This is a genomic window from Parapedobacter sp. 2B3, assembly GCF_041925275.1.
Classification (GTDB): Bacteria; Bacteroidota; Bacteroidia; order Sphingobacteriales; family Sphingobacteriaceae; genus Parapedobacter; species Parapedobacter pyrenivorans_A.
This window is the reverse complement of the sequence record NZ_JBHEUZ010000036.1, coordinates 1-16685: the sequence shown is the minus strand read 5'-3', so window position 1 is coordinate 16685 and position 16685 is coordinate 1. Positions and strand designations below refer to the sequence as shown.

17 protein-coding genes are annotated in these 16685 nt (G+C 41.3%); 6 read left to right on the top strand and 11 right to left on the bottom strand.

Going from position 1 to position 16685, the window contains the following annotated elements; genetic code table 11:
- Together ACEVG1_RS20580 and ACEVG1_RS20575 are read right to left on the bottom strand one after the other, a co-directional pair.
- On the bottom strand, window positions 1-384 hold a 384-nt coding region (locus ACEVG1_RS20580), incomplete at its 3' end, for an ATP-binding protein (RefSeq protein ID WP_374745614.1).
- Window positions 385-519: 135 nt separating this feature from the next.
- Window positions 520-1221 (bottom strand): hypothetical protein, encoded by a 702-nt coding sequence (locus tag ACEVG1_RS20575; RefSeq protein WP_374745613.1) that lies wholly within the window; start codon window positions 1219-1221, stop codon window positions 520-522.
- Between the two features lie 461 nt (window positions 1222-1682).
- On the opposite strand from ACEVG1_RS20575, the gene ACEVG1_RS20570 reads away from it, so the two are divergent.
- Window positions 1683-2153 (top strand): RadC family protein, encoded by a 471-nt coding sequence (locus ACEVG1_RS20570; RefSeq protein WP_374745612.1) that lies wholly within the window; start codon window positions 1683-1685, stop codon window positions 2151-2153.
- 52 nt (window positions 2154-2205) lie between these two features.
- On the top strand, window positions 2206-2622 hold the full coding sequence (locus ACEVG1_RS20565) for a GNAT family N-acetyltransferase (protein ID WP_374745611.1): 417 nt from the start codon (window positions 2206-2208) through the stop codon (window positions 2620-2622).
- A 5-nt stretch (window positions 2623-2627) separates the two neighbouring features.
- Here the strand turns inward: ACEVG1_RS20565 and ACEVG1_RS20560 are convergent, their stop codons facing one another.
- The 9 genes from ACEVG1_RS20560 to ACEVG1_RS20520 all read right to left on the bottom strand — a co-directional run bounded on the left by ACEVG1_RS20560 (window position 2628) and on the right by ACEVG1_RS20520 (window position 14177).
- On the bottom strand, window positions 2628-4139 hold the full coding sequence (locus ACEVG1_RS20560) for a DJ-1/PfpI family protein (RefSeq protein ID WP_374745610.1): 1512 nt from the start codon (window positions 4137-4139) through the stop codon (window positions 2628-2630).
- Complete coding sequence (locus ACEVG1_RS20555) at window positions 4136-6529, bottom strand: TonB-dependent receptor (protein WP_374745609.1); 2394 nt, start codon at window positions 6527-6529, stop codon at window positions 4136-4138. The genes ACEVG1_RS20560 and ACEVG1_RS20555 overlap by 4 nt, the downstream gene beginning before the upstream one ends.
- A 1-nt stretch (window position 6530) precedes the next feature.
- Complete coding sequence (locus ACEVG1_RS20550; protein WP_374745608.1) at window positions 6531-7055, bottom strand: hypothetical protein; 525 nt, start codon at window positions 7053-7055, stop codon at window positions 6531-6533.
- A 14-nt stretch (window positions 7056-7069) separates the two neighbouring features.
- On the bottom strand, window positions 7070-7891 hold the full coding sequence (locus tag ACEVG1_RS20545; protein ID WP_374745607.1) for a hypothetical protein: 822 nt from the start codon (window positions 7889-7891) through the stop codon (window positions 7070-7072).
- Window positions 7892-7936: 45 nt separating this feature from the next.
- Window positions 7937-8698, bottom strand: a complete 762-nt coding sequence (locus ACEVG1_RS20540; RefSeq protein WP_374745606.1) for a glycoside hydrolase family 16 protein — start codon at window positions 8696-8698, stop codon at window positions 7937-7939.
- A 506-nt stretch (window positions 8699-9204) separates the two neighbouring features.
- Window positions 9205-10536, bottom strand: a complete 1332-nt coding sequence (locus tag ACEVG1_RS20535) for a c-type cytochrome (RefSeq protein WP_374745605.1) — start codon at window positions 10534-10536, stop codon at window positions 9205-9207.
- 13 nt (window positions 10537-10549) lie between these two features.
- Window positions 10550-12031 (bottom strand): cytochrome c, encoded by a 1482-nt coding sequence (locus ACEVG1_RS20530; protein WP_374745604.1) that lies wholly within the window; start codon window positions 12029-12031, stop codon window positions 10550-10552.
- Between the two features lie 230 nt (window positions 12032-12261).
- Window positions 12262-13134: a helix-turn-helix domain-containing protein gene (locus tag ACEVG1_RS20525; protein WP_374745603.1), complete on the bottom strand. Its 873-nt coding sequence runs from the start codon at window positions 13132-13134 to the stop codon at window positions 12262-12264.
- Window positions 13135-13568: 434 nt separating this feature from the next.
- Complete coding sequence (locus ACEVG1_RS20520) at window positions 13569-14177, bottom strand: SCO family protein (RefSeq protein ID WP_317166082.1); 609 nt, start codon at window positions 14175-14177, stop codon at window positions 13569-13571.
- A 188-nt stretch (window positions 14178-14365) separates the two neighbouring features.
- Here ACEVG1_RS20520 and ACEVG1_RS20515 point away from each other — a divergent pair, with 188 nt between their 5' ends.
- The 4 genes from ACEVG1_RS20515 to ACEVG1_RS20500 all read left to right on the top strand — a co-directional run.
- Window positions 14366-15010: an SCO family protein gene (locus ACEVG1_RS20515; protein WP_374745602.1), complete on the top strand. Its 645-nt coding sequence runs from the start codon at window positions 14366-14368 to the stop codon at window positions 15008-15010.
- Between the two features lie 181 nt (window positions 15011-15191).
- Complete coding sequence (locus ACEVG1_RS20510; RefSeq protein ID WP_374745601.1) at window positions 15192-15407, top strand: hypothetical protein; 216 nt, start codon at window positions 15192-15194, stop codon at window positions 15405-15407.
- 93 nt (window positions 15408-15500) lie between these two features.
- Entirely contained in the window at window positions 15501-16346 is an 846-nt protein-coding gene (locus tag ACEVG1_RS20505; RefSeq protein ID WP_374745600.1) for a FixH family protein, read from the top strand.
- Between the two features lie 28 nt (window positions 16347-16374).
- Window positions 16375-16685, top strand: a 311-nt coding sequence (locus ACEVG1_RS20500; protein ID WP_374745599.1) for an MbnP family protein, incomplete at its 3' end; no start/stop codon positions are given.

The window sequence follows — 16685 nt, the reverse complement described above, 5'->3', positions numbered from 1 at the left end:
GTCTTTAAAAACACTGAAATATTCGACAGTAGAAAAAAAATGAACAAGTTGTAGCCGACCCGAACCTCTGTTATGATAACCTTTTCTGTTGTCTTTAAACGTTAGGAAACGCCTAAACTCATCATCATTGAACCCTATGCCCGAATCTTCAATTACAATCCTATTAACAGCTTTTTGTTCGTCGAATAAATCTGCATCGTAATATATCTTGACAATAATTTGGTTTTTCGTTGTGTCATCCTTTTTCTGGGCAATAGCTTCCAATGCATTGGTAAATGCCTCAAATAAAGGCTGGAGCACTGTGCTACTTTTACTCGTTTCACCCAGTATCGCAGGATAATAAACCCCCTCATTCACTAAAAAACCAATTTTATTTAATTCCATTGTTGTGTCAATTGCTAAAGTTATGAAATATAGAGGATATTAACGCACCCACGGATGAATAGCATATAAAAACTGAGAAAAAGTAAAAGATAAACCCATGCCTCCTACAATAGAGTTAGCACGGGTTTATTTAAATTAGACGTTGTCTACAATTGTCGCAGCCTCACCAGAGAACTCCGCAGTACTAATGATTTTATGGTAACCATCTCTCATTTTAATAACAGCTTCCTCCAAAGTCTCAGCTTCGGCAGAATAGTGACTTGTCTTTATGTAACCTATAGAGCCCGCTACGCGCCTCAGGTTGAATACATAAACAACACCTCTTGTACCTTTTTGAAAGGACAATAACAGGCTGGGAGAAACATATTCGCGAAAAACTACGATTGCGACTTCACCTTCATGGAATTCTAACTTAACACCATGTCGCTGAACCTTCAGGTCTCTAAAAAAAGAAGGCTTCGAGTTCAAATGCTGGTCGGCAAGCCCTCTTCCCAATTCTTCTAAAGTTGGCCAAATAGATTGCCGTGTAATCCATTTTTCGTCGAAAAGGGGCGAGTAAACACCTTCTGCGAATTCATGTGGCAAATCTTCCGGCAAGCCATGAAGGCTTCTGCAACGTTCTTTGATAAAATCAGTTGGCGTTAGAACAATAAATTCTGCCTCCGCCAAATTACTGATAGGACGTTTAGAGTCCGACAGTAGAGACGCACGGGACGAATAACCAAAATAAGCGGCCACAAGTTCATGTGCATGCGACGACTTTAATGGAATACCGAATTTTTCTAAAGAGAAAGAGCGCAGCGAATCAGCGCATTTTTTTGTGATTTCAAATTGCATAGCAACCTTATGTTAAAACTGGACTTATACTGTTGTCATGAGTGTTTAAACACAACCTATGCCAGCGGTTTAACTAAAGTTTGCTGTAAGGCTTTGTCATTAATGATAGCCTCGCGTTTCAGTCACTCATACCTGAGGCGCTCGATTCCTTGCTCAAATTTAAAAAAAATATTGGCAAAAAAAATGCTAAAGACACCGATTCAAATATTCGATTGTGTTTTATCTAATTAAGACCGTTCGGCATGTGAAAACTTGACTCGATCAATCATACGCCTTTTGCCCGAAAATCTTAATTCCGGCACCAATTTCGGGCATTAGCTTCGGTGCATTCCAAAAAATTCCGGCATAAACACTTGCCCCCCAATGCCCTTCATTTATTCCGTTGCTTTTTGGACTTGCTAACCAATGCCCGCGTGAAGCACCATAATTAATTCTTTTCAAACACTTCAAAAAATTAGATTATGGAAGCGAACAACACCATCATTGACAATCTCATCGCAGCGGAAATCCAGCTTGTGTATAAGTCCAAAGTAAAGCCATCCGAGCGACCCACAGTCAACAGCTCTCGAAAGGCATACAGTGTACTGATGGCAACATGGGATGAAGGTAGGATCGAGTTCATCGAACAGTTCAAGATACTTCTGGTAAACAACGCTAAGAAAGCACTCGGCATATTCGAAGTATCCGCCGGCGGAACCGATTTTGTACCTGTTGACCAAAAACTGATTTTCACCGCAGCACTGAAAGCTAATGCCACAGGAGTGATTTTAGCACACAACCATCCTTCAGGGACACTCAAGCCGAGCACGGCCGACACTACACTGACCAATCGTTTGATAAAAGCTGGAGAATTGCTCGGCATTAGGATTCTTGACCATATTATCGTAACAACCGAGGGGTATTATTCTTTCACGGATGAGGGGCTCATATAGCCTCTCACCATTTTTATTTATTTCAACAGTTGAAAAAATCGTATGTTTAAAAATGAAATATAAAGTCATATACAGCCTGCCAACTGTAGAAAAATACAGATTTTTGAGAGAGACTTGCGGGCTTTTCCCAAAATCGGAAAAAGCTGCAACAATAGCACTAAAAAACTCACTTTGCAGCGTAATTGTCTTAGATACGGAGAATGATAACGAAATCATCGGCATGGGAAGATTGGTTGGAGACGGAGGCTGTCACTGTCAGGTCGTTGATATTTGTGTCTTACCAAAGCACCAAAAGAGAGGTCTTGGAAAGCTTATCATGACAAAGCTCAATGATTTTATCGAGCGAGAACTTCCGTCATCTTGCTATATCAACCTCATTGCAGACGGAGATGCCTATGATTTATATGCTCAATATGGCTTTGAGCCAGTTTGGCCAAAATCAAGAGGCATGGGAAAAGTAAAGAAATAGATTTTCTACTTCTTGATTAACGGCGCCATTAAATAGTCATACATCTGGTGCATCATATCCAACACCAGATCGTCTGTTTTCTCGGGAGAGCCTCCTTCTATAGGCGGCTGTGGATGATAAGCAAGATTGAGCATAGCGTGTTTTGTGCCGTCATCGCCAGCAAAATACTGGATCATGGCGAAACTCATGTCAATTCCTGCCGAAACACCGGCCGATGTCCAGTACTTACCATCTATGGTATACCTATCGCCCGTAAATGTCGCGCCATATCGTTCCATCATTTGAGCAGCTCTATACCAGTTGGTGCTGGCCCGTCGCGCCTCCAATAAGCCTGCCGATCCAAGCACCCACGAACCTGTACAAACACTTGATGTAAGCCTGCTATTATGATCAATATGCTTAATCCAGTCCAAGATATTTTGGTCTTGTGCAACAGCCCAAGTTCCATCTGCGCCTCCGGGAATCAGGAGTACATCTAATTGGTTTACTCCGGCAATGTTTTTATCCACTCCAAAATATGTTCTTCCGCTCTTGATGCTTTTATCTCCTGTACTGATCAATTCAACGTGTACATTAGGCAATTGAGAAAGGACAACTAAAGGTCCGATTGCATCCAACGTGAAAAAATCGGGATAGACCAATATCCCTATATTAACAATATCTGTAGAAGATTGGATTTTCTGATCATTGATAAACTGTAAGCCGTCAATATCAAAATGGTGCAGCATAGCTCTATTCAATATGGAATCCGTGGTGAGTTCGGGGAGTCCTCCTTCTAAAGGTGGTTGCGGATCGTATTCCATGTCCAGCATTGCACCTTCCAAATTGGGGCTTCCTGCAATATCGCCCAACATTGCCAAAGACATATCGATTGATGCGGTATGTCCGACACAAGTGTAATATTTTCCGTCCTTTATATACCTTTCCCTACTATATTGTACGTCGATTAGCGAAGCATTTTCCTTAGCCTTGTACCAAGGAAGTGAGAGCTGTTTGCCTGCCAATCCAACGCTTTTGGCCAATATATAAACGCCCGACCCGATTCCTGCCGACAGCTTCGTCTGCTTATCCGTTGTTGTGATCCATTCGATTATCTTTGGATTAGCCATGGTCTCCAGTAGCCCCTGTTTGTTTCCTCCCGGAACGATTAACAAATCTAATTCGTTTACATCATCTAACGCTTTTGATACCTCGATAGTTGCCAAAGTAGTTTTTACATCTCCCTTTTTCGTAGCAATATAGTCTATCTTGACGCTCATCATTTCGGAGAATACGGCCATCGGAGCGATGACTTCCATGGTATTTGCTCCTTCATAAACCAAAATACCGATTGTCTTTACGTCTATCGGAGCAGGCCCTAATAGATCCTTCATGATTTTATCATGGTTGAAAAGCGTCAGTTCAGGTAGCTTTTCCCGGCCTGAACCATATTCATACGGAGGTAACTTCTCCGAAGAATTGCATGCAACCATGAAGATCAGTGTACAAAAAAGGAAGATATAGCGTAGTATCATCATAAAGTTTTTCGGAATGTCAACCCTATGGTTCGAGGGCGGTTTACTATAGAATGTTTAAAATACCCCGGCATGGCAAACGTCAGGTAGGTTATATTGCCAATATTTTGCGACCAAAGGGAAAGTTCAACTTTCTTGTAGTGCACAGAAGCTCTGAGATTAAACAGATTATAAGCATCTTGCTTGATACTGTTAATGAGATCAAAGTAGTGATTCCCCATTCTGCGCCACTCACCTCTAGCGGCAAAGTGCCAATCTTTTTTAAAGGAGAATGATTGTTGGATACCGATCATACTGGTGGTTTCGGGAGCGAGAATGGCACGGTTCCCTTTTATATTTTTACCCAAATAATAAAAATCTCCGTACCGGGCGTTGTTCCATCCAAAGCTGGCATCAATCTGCATGCCACGGAATGGAACAGCGCTAATCTCGGCTTCTACTCCGCGAGAGTTAACATTGCCCACATTATCAATGATCCAGTAGCCCGGTTCGGGGTTCATATCCAATTGCATATTAACCCAGTGGATGTAAAACAGGGCTGTTGAAAATCGAAGCCTGTTATCCAGAAACATAGATTTGTACCCGACTTCGAGATTATTTGAAAACTCGGGTTCATAACTCACGTATTTGCCCCCTGAGAATAAGTTGTTACCTCCGGCCCGAAAACCTCGCGTATAAGATGCATATGCCTGCTGATTAGTACCAAACTCATATTGAAGGACAGCTTTTGGAGAAATTGCCCCGAAGTTACTCTTCATCGTGGTGTCATTGACATCGTACGCACGGGATTGGTCTTCATGGAGATAGTAACGGCCAACATCGGCGATACGTTTTTCGTAATCGATACGTATACCTGCCACTACCTTTAACTTTTCGACCAATGCATAGTCGGCTTGCGCATATACAGCAACCCCGCTGTTGAAAAAATCTGTTTTTGAGATCTGTGTGCCAGGCTGCATACCAAACATCAGGGCAAGGTCTTTGTAAACTGCTGCATACTGTTTATCAAAATGCTGGCTGAATAGGTATAATCCGGTTGTCCAATTTAGTCGATTATCACCATCGGATTGTATACGGACCTCCTGACTGAAAACGGTCTGCGGAAAAGGGTCGCCCAATTTCCTTCGATAGGATGAGCCAAAAACTGCATTATCAGGCAGTAGGTCCTGATCAATATGATGATAGGCCTGTAATATACGTTGGAAAGCGGTAGTACTCGTCAAGGTATAGCGCGAATGATAATAAGAAGTATTGAGGCTGCTACCAAAAAACGTTCGCCGGTGGCTACCTAGATCATTCACCATGAATCTGCGGGGTTTTTGAATAGCGATCTCATTGGTCGCTGCAGCAGTGTAGTAAGCGCTCGCCCCTATAGAATGCTCATATTGAAAGATATTATTCCAGGTGAAAGCTAATTTTGGGGAACTTACATAGCGAAAAGAAAGGTTACCATAATAGCTTTCGTTGTCTCCCATACGCACACCATCCTCGGGTGTACCTTTTAAGGAGATACGCTCTTTTGTATACCGATCAAAAACCGTTGCTTCAGCAAGGTCATTGGTATAAAAGCCGTGCAACTTTTGATATTGCCCGGATACGCTCATGGATAACTTCTCTGGCAACAAAGGGGTTTGCAGTCCTAAGCCATAACGTTGCAAACCTTGGTTTCCCAAACTAACCTCAGCAAATCCGCGATGTAAGTTGTTATTGGATTTTTTTGTCTTAATACTGATGACACCTCCCATCGCATTGCGCCCGTAGAGTGTACCTTGGGGGCCTCGCAAAACCTCTATCCGTTCTATATCCATCATCTGCAGGCCGGTCGCCGAAACATCCAATGCCGCTACGCCATCCACATAGGTAGCAGTGGCCGGTGTTTCGCTAAAGATACTGATGCCACGTATTGCTACCTGTTGTTGATAGCCGACACCTAGATCTGCATATTGAAAGTTGGGCACGATACCGGAAAGATCATTGACATTCCATATCTGCATTTGATTGATCTTATCTGCGGTCAATACCGTCACAGCTGCCGGCACAGACAAGAGTTGTTCCTCCTTGTGATTGGATTCGACAACGACTTCGGAAAGCTGTTGCTCTTTTAATCGTAGAACCACACGAAGTTCCTTTAACTTGCTGTCCTTTGTGTGCAGGATATACGTCGCATAGTTTACGTGTGAAAATACCAATTTAGGCAAGGAAACGTCACTAATTAGCGTAAATCGGCCGTCATCTGAAGTGACTGTTGCTTTTTCGCTATTTAAGATTTGAACAGTTACATTAGGAATAGACTGTTCACTGACATCAACCACCATCCCGCGAATAACAACAGATTGTGCCGTAACAATCGTCACGGCACAACTCATCCATAAGATGATAAACAACAAACGCATATCAGTTAAGCTTTATCTTGTTCAGACGATAATTTAGACAGGTCTTGTTATTTTCAGGCTTGGGATCTGAAGTAAAACTCTCATTAGTGACAACCGTATTAACACCATATATCATGATGCACAAATCAACGTTGTCTACTTGGAAATATTCTAGAATGGTATGGCCTAGAAGATAACCCGGATTAATGTTCAGAAGTTGTCCTACCTTTAGTTCTTGTTCCAGTATATGATTGGTTGGTCCCTCGCCGATGAGGTCTAATGCCCACAACACTCCGCCGATACGGCAGGCAAGTTTTAGCGTGTCTCCCACACCGAGATCTTTGGGCCCATAATTGACGACCGCAAAATTGTTGCGTATGGTATCGTTGCCTTCGTAGAGCTTATCCTTTTCGTAGGACGTAAATTCAATGCCCAAATCCTGATCGATATAGATAGGTCTGGGCTCTTTGTTGTCCGGCATATCGTTATCTTTACTGCAACTTGTGAATAACAACCCACAAATCAGATAGCATACAATTCTTTTCATATACTTAATTTTACTTAGGGTCTGTATGTTCCACAACTTACGCATTTGGTAGGTAGGGGATTGGCGTCAAACTGTACGGATTCTGCTGTGTTACCCCATACGACGATACACAGCTCGAGATAATCTGCAGGCGAAGCTCCGAACATAGGTAAAAAGGGGATAGTCTGAGAAGGAATAATGTAACCAGGTTTGACCGTGATACTTCCGCCCGGTATAAGATCTTCTGCCAGCTCATGTGCTGTGGTGCGATTAGGAAAGAAAGCCAGATCCTGATAGGCTTCACTATTCATACGAGAATTGATATATAGCTTTTCACCTTTTTTATAAGTCGTCGTACCATAATTTGTGATGGTAAATTCGGCGTCCAATTTATCCACACTATTGATGGGCTCATCTTTGTAATGCACCATACTGACGGCAAGTCCCAATTTGGAATCGTAGCCCACAAATCTCTCGCGAACAAAGGATTTGGAGCCTTTTGCCTCCGTACCATCCGTAGCGGTCACGGTCATCTCCAAGGTGACGGGGGTTTTTGTGTCAGTCAGATAATTCCACGCATGCGAAATAGTCGCTTCTTTTCCACTCAATGTCTCTTCATGGGTATATAGCTCTTCGTTGTTAGCGGTAGATTTGATCAGTAACTTGTAACCTTTTAGCTCGACATTCGATACCGCTGTTGCTTCGATCAACACTTTGTTTTCGGCATCTGGCGCACTGTCTTGTTCCGGTTTAATTATGTTTACGGTTAATTCAGTTTCAACCGTAGGCTCTTTGTCTTTTTTACAAGATGCTATTACTAATAATACAGGTAGTAATATGTAAGTGATTTTTTTCATGATATTGGATTCTATAATTGTGTTTGAAATGATGTGAAATTCAAGTTAGTCTTTCTTCCTTTGATATATCTTTACCCAGTCGACCTGCATCCTCACAGGATCGCCCATCATCTTTTTGAAAGCATCCAGTTGAATACATAGATGGTGCGGTACATGTGGAATGGCCTTTGTATCTGTCAACGTCCACTGCAATTCTCCGTTTACATATATTTTGATGTGCTCCGCTTCCCATTCCATGGCAACGACCAACCATTCTTTGGCATCAAATTTATGTTCTTTGTGGTATTGCTGCTTTGTAGCCCAAGAGTTACCATAATGAATATAGGTATGAAAGCTTTGTCTACGATTGGTCGTGGTCTCGTAGAAATCGTTCTCGCCATCAGCCGGCCACCGTTCACTTTGTGGCCACGTCAACAGTACTCCACTAGTGGCTATGCTCGGATCGTCGTCAGAACGGACACGGGCTTCGAACTTTCCATATTTGTAGTTGACCCTATGCGCCATACCGCCAGAGACTAATGTTCCGTCAATCATCTGGGCGGTCACTGTTAAGACGCCATCTGCCACTGTAAAGGCGCTCGGCCTACGTAGGCCGTTACCATTGTGTCCTGGGCTGTTGTAGATATACCAATCTGCGGGATTTACAGCATTGCCCTCGAAGTTTTCTTCGAATTTCAATTCCCATTTTGGTACGACTATTTCCTCCCCGGGCTCTTCATCGTGATCTATTGGCGGTTTGTCGGGATCATCCACTTTGGTACAACTCATTACAGCAAGCATTGCTGTAAACAAAAACAATCGGAACATAAGCTTATTTTTTTGATGCATAAAGCATCTCGGGGGCAAAGTTCCGGCTATTCTGATAATTAACGATTAGACTTTATGTGCCAATGATGTAGGTTTTGATAACTAAAACCTAATATAGCCCCTTAATGAATTCATATTTCTGGTTTCTATCATTTTCTTTGTAACCTACTTCAGACATTTTAGCAGCGAAAATCGTTATAAAAATTAGATTGAGACACTGTGCTAAAATGGCTATTACGCCAAATACAAGTCCGATAAAAAGAATCCAAATCCGAGGTTCTTTTTCCGTGTACCATAGCACCGCAAATAGTAGCGATGCCAGTATGGTCAGAACGAGTAAAAATGTCGTTTTAATTTTGGGTATGTTACGTATCATAAGACTTTAAAAAAACAGATTAAATAGTATGTAAGCGATTTTTAATGTCATACAACCGATCAGTATGGCATCAACTATTCTCGTTTGTAAGGTTCTTTCTTTTTCGTTGATCATGGTATTCTTCTGTAACTTATTCAACAGAAAGAATGTACTTCGCAATTTCTTTTAAATCCTCGTCTGGGATCTGAGGAAAGCCGGGCATCTGCATAAGTTCCTGACGTTTTCTTCCAGGTGCTTTTATCCAAGCGATCAACTTAGCCTCATCTCCCTCATAGATCTGTTTCATTTCTTTGATTGGTGGTCCTACCAGTTGTTGATCCATTTGGTGACATCCTGCACAACTTGCTTGAAATAGTGCTGTCCCTTTTGCTAGATCACCCAATGATTCGTCGATTACTAAAGCTCCCTCTTCCTCAACATAGTTTTCCCGTGCTTCTTTGCTCATCGCTTGAAACGAGGCTGTATGTGCTGCCACCATCTTCTGGTGCTTATCCAGCGCATTATGACGGTACATCTGTCTGCTGCCTCCATAACAAATCATAAAGGCAAGCATAGCGATGGTAATTTTCCAAAAATGCTTATCGAGACGCTCGTCAGTATCCTTTATTGTTTTCCATATCCACCAAAGTGCCAGTACGAGCAGTCCACCAGCTACCCCCATAATTTCAATGACTTCAAAACTTACGCCTTTTGCGGGCAAGGTCATCAAGACAATCGCTCCAAATACAATTTGAGCGGCCAGCCCAATCAACGCAATGTGGTAACCGACCCGCTTGACTTGAGCTCTTGTCAATGAAGTATAGATTTCCTCGAATGGATAATTCCTACGTCCGTTGTACCATACAATGAATATACCCGTTACAGCGATACAGGCACCTAAGAACTCAAAATACCTCGGGAACACATTAGGCAAAACCAGTGCACTCAGGAATCCCTTGACGGCTCCCCACTTCTCGGGAAACATCATCAGGTTCACATTCGTCAAAAATATCAATGGAATAAATAAGAATATGGCTACAGACAGCGCAATGATACCAATGTGCAATGCTTTGTGATTCTTCATGGTTTCCCATGTATACTTATGCAGGTAAGTCAGCAAAAACGCAATTGTGACCAAAGGGATAATCATGATCCAGGCAAAGCCTGTCAGGGCATTTGCGGAGTAAAAATATACGGTGTAAAGGGTGTTAATACTCAGGAGAGGTGCAACACCAAGCACAACCGCTATACTTTTATTGACCGTGATGGTCTTAGCAATTTCATAGGCGAATATATCATATTGTTTTTCTTTTAAACCTCTGATCTGTGCCCAAAGGGTGACTATACTACCACCTACCATCAAGTTGATAAAGACAATGTGAAATAAAAAAGATACGATCAGTAGTGTTAACAACAACCACTCGGGCAGGGGTAAATCCAATGGAATATCTTTTGGTACTGGTGTGTTTATCTGTAATAACATGTATATAAAAATCTTAGTTGTTTTCGTCTTTTTGTTCTTTTGCTGCCATTTCGGCTTCTATACGCTTCGCAACAGCGTCTACCGCATTGTCTGGATTGACGGCAACGCCGTCAGTCTGTGCGCCTTGCAATGATTCTCCTGAACTCTGTAATTGCTTAATGTAGGCAACCAGCGCTTCCAGTTCTTTTTTATTTCCCGGAAATGGCGGCATAAATGCCCGCCCTTGATGCATACCCGGTATATAGCTCGCCATAGCTTGTTCGTTCAAAGGCTTATCCTTGCCATACATGTTTTCGAAAACATCTACGATAGAATTGACACCATTGGTCGTGTGGCATCGGCTACAGGTCAGCATAAAAACGTCCCGTCCGGCCATGACTTTATTATCGGGCGTAATCTCATGAACAGATGTGTATGTAGCATGCTTTAGTATCCCATCTTTTTTGTACAATGGGTAATCTTCCTCACGAAGCAAATTTGAATACATATAATTACCAATTACGTAGGGTTTCCGAACAAATTCCCTGACTCGCTCGAATATTCCTAAAAAGCCGAAAACAAAGAGACAAGGTATGACCACAAGACCGAAACTAACTTTCTTGGGTTTGAAAATAGCCCACAATGCCAGAACGATGGACAACGATGCTGCTCCGATGATAAAGTATTTCAGCAGGTCATAGTATTCTTCAAAATCCATCGAACCGACTGCTGTACTCATATTGGCTTTCATCGCCTCCGGCATCACATTCCAATAATATATCGCTCCCACTATGGCAAATGGTGTCCAGAACAGTATCCATCTACCCGCATATTTGATGGCCAGAATCCGTATTTCGGAGCCTCTTTTTGAAAATATGGTGGTCAATAGCATTCCGAATATTCCACCTACCAACATGGCTACTGGTGTGCGGAAGGCCAATTGAGGGAGATAAATCTGGTTGGTAAAACCGTTGAGGAAACTCTTATCCGTATTCCAGTTGCCCGGATCCATCATAAAACCGAGGATAGATACGATAATAACCATTGTAATCCACGAAGCCAAGCTCAGAAATGCACCGAATCGAATGTGTTTTAGCTTTGCATTTAATGATTTGTTGGAGTTTTTCCATGTCAAGTAATAAATCATAATGAGCACCACTTCCGTTACAAAAACTGCCCATTCGGTGAACCATGCCCAATAGAATACGCGGATAAGACTACCTATAGAACTTGGACTTACTAAAGCTACGGAGAACCAGATACCTACTCCCGTCATGGCACCTATTGTCGTTGTTATGATAAATGCTACCTTCATTTTATTATAAATAAGGGTATCCCATTTAGTATCTGTAACTTGATCTTGAGGGGCATTCTTCACTCCTTTATACTCCAACCAGGTGATATAGGGAATAAAACCTACAGCAAGGCCGTGGTTAGTCATAACGTGGATGATAGCGATGACCGCTATTAAAAACCGGTCGTTTAACCAGTCCAAGTGGAACATTGGAAAATCCATAAATCTCTCTCGTTTATTTTTTTTGACAAAATTCCGACATTATGGCGAAGAGCGGAGGAAATATAGGTGCAAATGGCTTCTGTTTTTGGAACAGAATTATGCGGTTTATAGGATAATAGTTTAGCTATTCGTAACTGCTTTCATTTTGGAGAAATGGATTGCCGCATATAACAAAAAAGCAGTCCCAACTAACTGGAACCGCTTAAATTAATTCAATGGAGATATTACCTTTATCTCTGTGTCTTTCTAAACTCTTCTGGGCTAAGTCCATGCTTCTTTTTAAAAAAAGTAATGAAGTAAGAAGAACTGTCGAATCCAAGTTCAAATGATATTTCCGATACCGTTTTGAACGTGTGATAGAGCAACCTTTCTGCCTCCATGAGTATTCGGTCTCTTATTATTTCTCCGACACTCCTGCTCCGCCGTTCTTTACAGATACGGTTTAGGTAATTCGTTGATATGTTCAACTTTTCGGCATAAAATGAAGGGAATCGTTCTCTATTGTAGTACTGTTCCAACAATTGTTCAAACAGTCGTACTTTACTCTCTTTCTCTCTATTGTAGGGAGCATCAACAGCTATACCATTGTGTCTCTCCATAATACCCAATACGATATTCAGGTAGGAGCGCAATATCGTTCTTGAATCAGCTCCTGAGCGCTTGAATTCATCGTACATTGCATCCATCATCATGCGCCAACGGGGCATATCTTCCGTATACTCCAACTGTTTACATACGCTATTGCTTTTTAGAAATGAAAAATCGTATAAAACATTGTCGTTATATCGCTTTGAAAAAAAAGCGTCCGTAAACAACACCATCCAGCCTTTGGCTTGTTTATCTATTTCAAATGTACAGACACTGGTAGGGCTTACACTCAATACTTCTCCTTTATGGATTTGTGTAGAAGACTGATCTACAACAAACCTTCCGGCTTGATCTTCTAAAAAGATTATCATGTAAAATCTTCTCTGGTTTGGCAACGAGAAAAGACTACAGTAATGCTGATTATAAGATTGGAGCGAAGTGATGAAAAAACCTAAATCGGGACTTTCAAAATCTTCCAGTGTCAAAACTCTTATTTCTTCTGTCTTGACAACCATAATAATATTACCTTATTTAAATAATCGATAGATCAATTAAATCAGGCAATAGGCGGTTTGAAGATAGAAAAGCAAAACCCATCTGATAAGGGGTCAGTAGAAACCGATTGGGTTAATAGGTCTCCAACATCCTTTTGAATAGGCTGCGTATTGTTCAAAGTGAAGACTGATAATATCATTGTTACTTCCAGCAACTTAAGTTTCACAGGTGCATCATTATGCTGCTGGTCCTCTTTAATTTTTTCCTCTAGATAACACGACCCTTTACATACTGGAATAGTATCAAATCTATTGATACACAACTGGCTTTCTATATAGTCCCGGTTGAGCTGAAAGCCTACAAAAATCCACATACTACTCGTTGACTGTATCAATACAGCCACAAGCAACGATATGTACATGAATCTTTTCAAAATGGTGCGAATGTATTAAATTTATTTCTCTTTTCGTAAAATATCAATATCTGCTAATAATCTCTTTGTTTCATCCTGCGAAGTTCCGTCGTATACACCCCGGATATGTAAATCCTTATCGACCAAAAGAAATCCACCGCTGTGTGTAAATCCGCCGGGAGCCGTACTATCCGGATAGGCAATAGCATAATAGGATTTCTCAGCAAGATTTAATACATCTTGTGGGCTTCCATATAGAAAATGCCATTTCTCTCTTTTAACCCCGATCTTGTCAGCGTAGGCTTTCAATGCCGGAATGGTGTCGCGTTTAGGGTCAATACTGAAAGAAAGGAGAACAATATCTTCCATTCCCATCGTTTCATCGTACACTTCCTTCATCTGCGCGTTCATTTGCGGACAAATGGTTGGACATGACAAAAAGATAAATGAAGCAATATGGATCTTACCGATCAGGCTCTGATCAGAGATGGGTATACTGTCCTGATCAAGCATGCTAAATTCATCGATCTTAGGATAAATTAGCTCACTCCCTTCCGTAACCGGATTGCCGAGATAGGGAAGTTTTTTTTGTTGACAGCCCATGGAGCATATAGTCAAAACTAAGAATAAGGAGAAGCTTACATATTTCATTGAGATAAATACTATCCTATTTTAAATACCAAATATACATTTTATTGCTGTTAAATATCGATTGAATACCTTAAGTGTCCCTTACAACATCCGATATGCACGAAAACCTAAACACGTAGCACGCTTATGTAAACCACGAAGCCATATAGTGTGGTAACTTTGCAAAGTTAATAAAGCAGCAGAGAGCAATGTCTTTTCAAATTTTCAAAATCCTGCCATTGGGCATATTATTTCTCGCCTCTTGTGGTCAACAACGCGATGACAAGGATCTTCCTATTATGGGCGAGAAAGAAATCGTTTCAATGGTGAAAGATGGCAAGACGGTTAATGACACGATCTACCACAGCATACCTGAATTCCGTTTTGTGGATCAGGACAGTGTATGGATTTCCAATGAAGACGTTGCTGATAAGATCTACCTGGCGGATTTCTTTTTTACACGTTGTCCGACTATATGTCCGCTACTTGCTAAAAATATGTTGACCATCGCAAAAGAGTTTGAAAACGAGGAGCGTTTAGTGATATTATCGCACACCATTGATGCGAAATACGATACGCCAGCTGTGCTAAAAGATTATGCCACTAAACTTGGTGCACCGTCAAACTGGCACTTCTTAAATGGCCCACAGGAGGCTGTCTATCACATTGCAGGAAAAGAGGGTTACTTTTCGTATGCGGAGGAAAACCCCGACATTCCCGGAGGCTTTGATCATAGCGGTGCATTTACATTGGTGGATACTAACGGACACGTAAGAGGAGTTTACGATGGCACCCGTGAAGATGAATCGGAAAAGGCCATAGAAGACATACGTAAATTATTAGCACAATTTTAAAAAGATATAAACTAAATTGAAAAGGATAATTTCATTTCTACTACTTCTATCTCTCGCTTACCAATGTTTGGGAAGTATGGGGGTGTTTGTATGGTTTGAAAGCAACCGATCCTATATAGCAAAAGAACTTTGCGAAAATAGAGCAAGACCTCAGATGCACTGTAATGGTCAATGCGTACTGATGAAAAAGCTCAAAGCATTGGAAGAGAAATCATCCGATAAAAGTCTTCCGCAGAACGCAAAACACGAAACTTTTCTCTGCGTGATGCAGGAATGGCTGGTGATGCCCGAAAGCATATCCATCCATTTAGTGAACAAATACGTAGCCTATTATAAAGCTTACTACAGTTTTATACATTTCAAGAATAACTTCCGCCCTCCTCGATTCAACGCCTAATTTTTTCTATAATAATTAATAGTGCTGTATTGACCTAAGAGGCTTTATACTCGGTAGGCGATACAGCGATTTTGGCATTGAATAAAATCGAGAATGAAACCATTTTACTTTGGAAAGTCATCCATGCTTTTTAGCGTAATGGCTATGGCATTGATATACAGTTTGACCGGGTGCGGAAACAATACACATAACCAACAGCAAGAAGGCGCGGTTGACACGGCAGGTGCTTTGGTTGATATAACCGCTTTGACAAAAATAGCAGATACGACACTGACAGACAAAAAGATCAGTGTACTGGTACAGGACAGCCTAACCAGCAAAAACGAAACCATCTACATTCAGGTCACGGATCAAGACGGGAGCCCTGCTACTGATGCCCAGCTTGACTATAATGTTGTCATGGATATGGGCATGATGTCGCACGGAGGACCATATTACCCTTTGGTTGATCTGGGTAATGGTCTTTATAAAGCTGAGGTAGTCTTTATCATGGCCAATATGAAGGATATGGGCGAGGGTTGGATATTGAATACTATCCTCAATAAAACAGATAGTTTATCCTTTCTGCTGCCCGTTTCAGAGGCAAAGTATGCAAGGACTATCCCTGTTGGTACCAAAGATGATGGCCGTGTGTTCGTTAGTCTATTGCTACCCAATGAAGTAAAAACAGGAAGTCAGCCCATTGACTTCACACTGCACAGAATGGAGCATGAGGTTTTCCCACCGCTGGACAACTATACGGTAGAAATAGAGCCTTTTATGCCGGATATGGGACATGGTTCACCTGATAATAAGGCTGCCGTAGGCAAAAGTAATGGACGGTATAGTGGGATAGTCAATTTCACAATGAAAGGCCCTTGGACAATCAAAGTGAATCTGTTCAAAAAAGGTGAAAAAGTATCACAGGAGGAACTGGTATTTCCTGTAGAAGTTAAATAACAAATCAATATATACAATTACAAGAAAAATGAAAAAGCAGAATTTATTTTTTGCAGCCGTTGCTGCGCTGGTATTCACATCCTGTGAAAAAACCGAAATTAAAGAAGTTGAAAAGATTGTCTACGCAGACCAAGCGGGATCTTTATCGTTGACATTTGATGCCAAATATGGTGATTCAGATTTTGAACTAAATAAAAAATATCCCTATCAATTAATTAATTCGAGTGGAACCTATGATATGGAATTCGAATTTAGCCGTCTACGTTATTGGGTGAGCAATGTCAAATTGATCGATAAAGACAATAAAGAACATGCGATACCGGAATCTTATTATTTAGT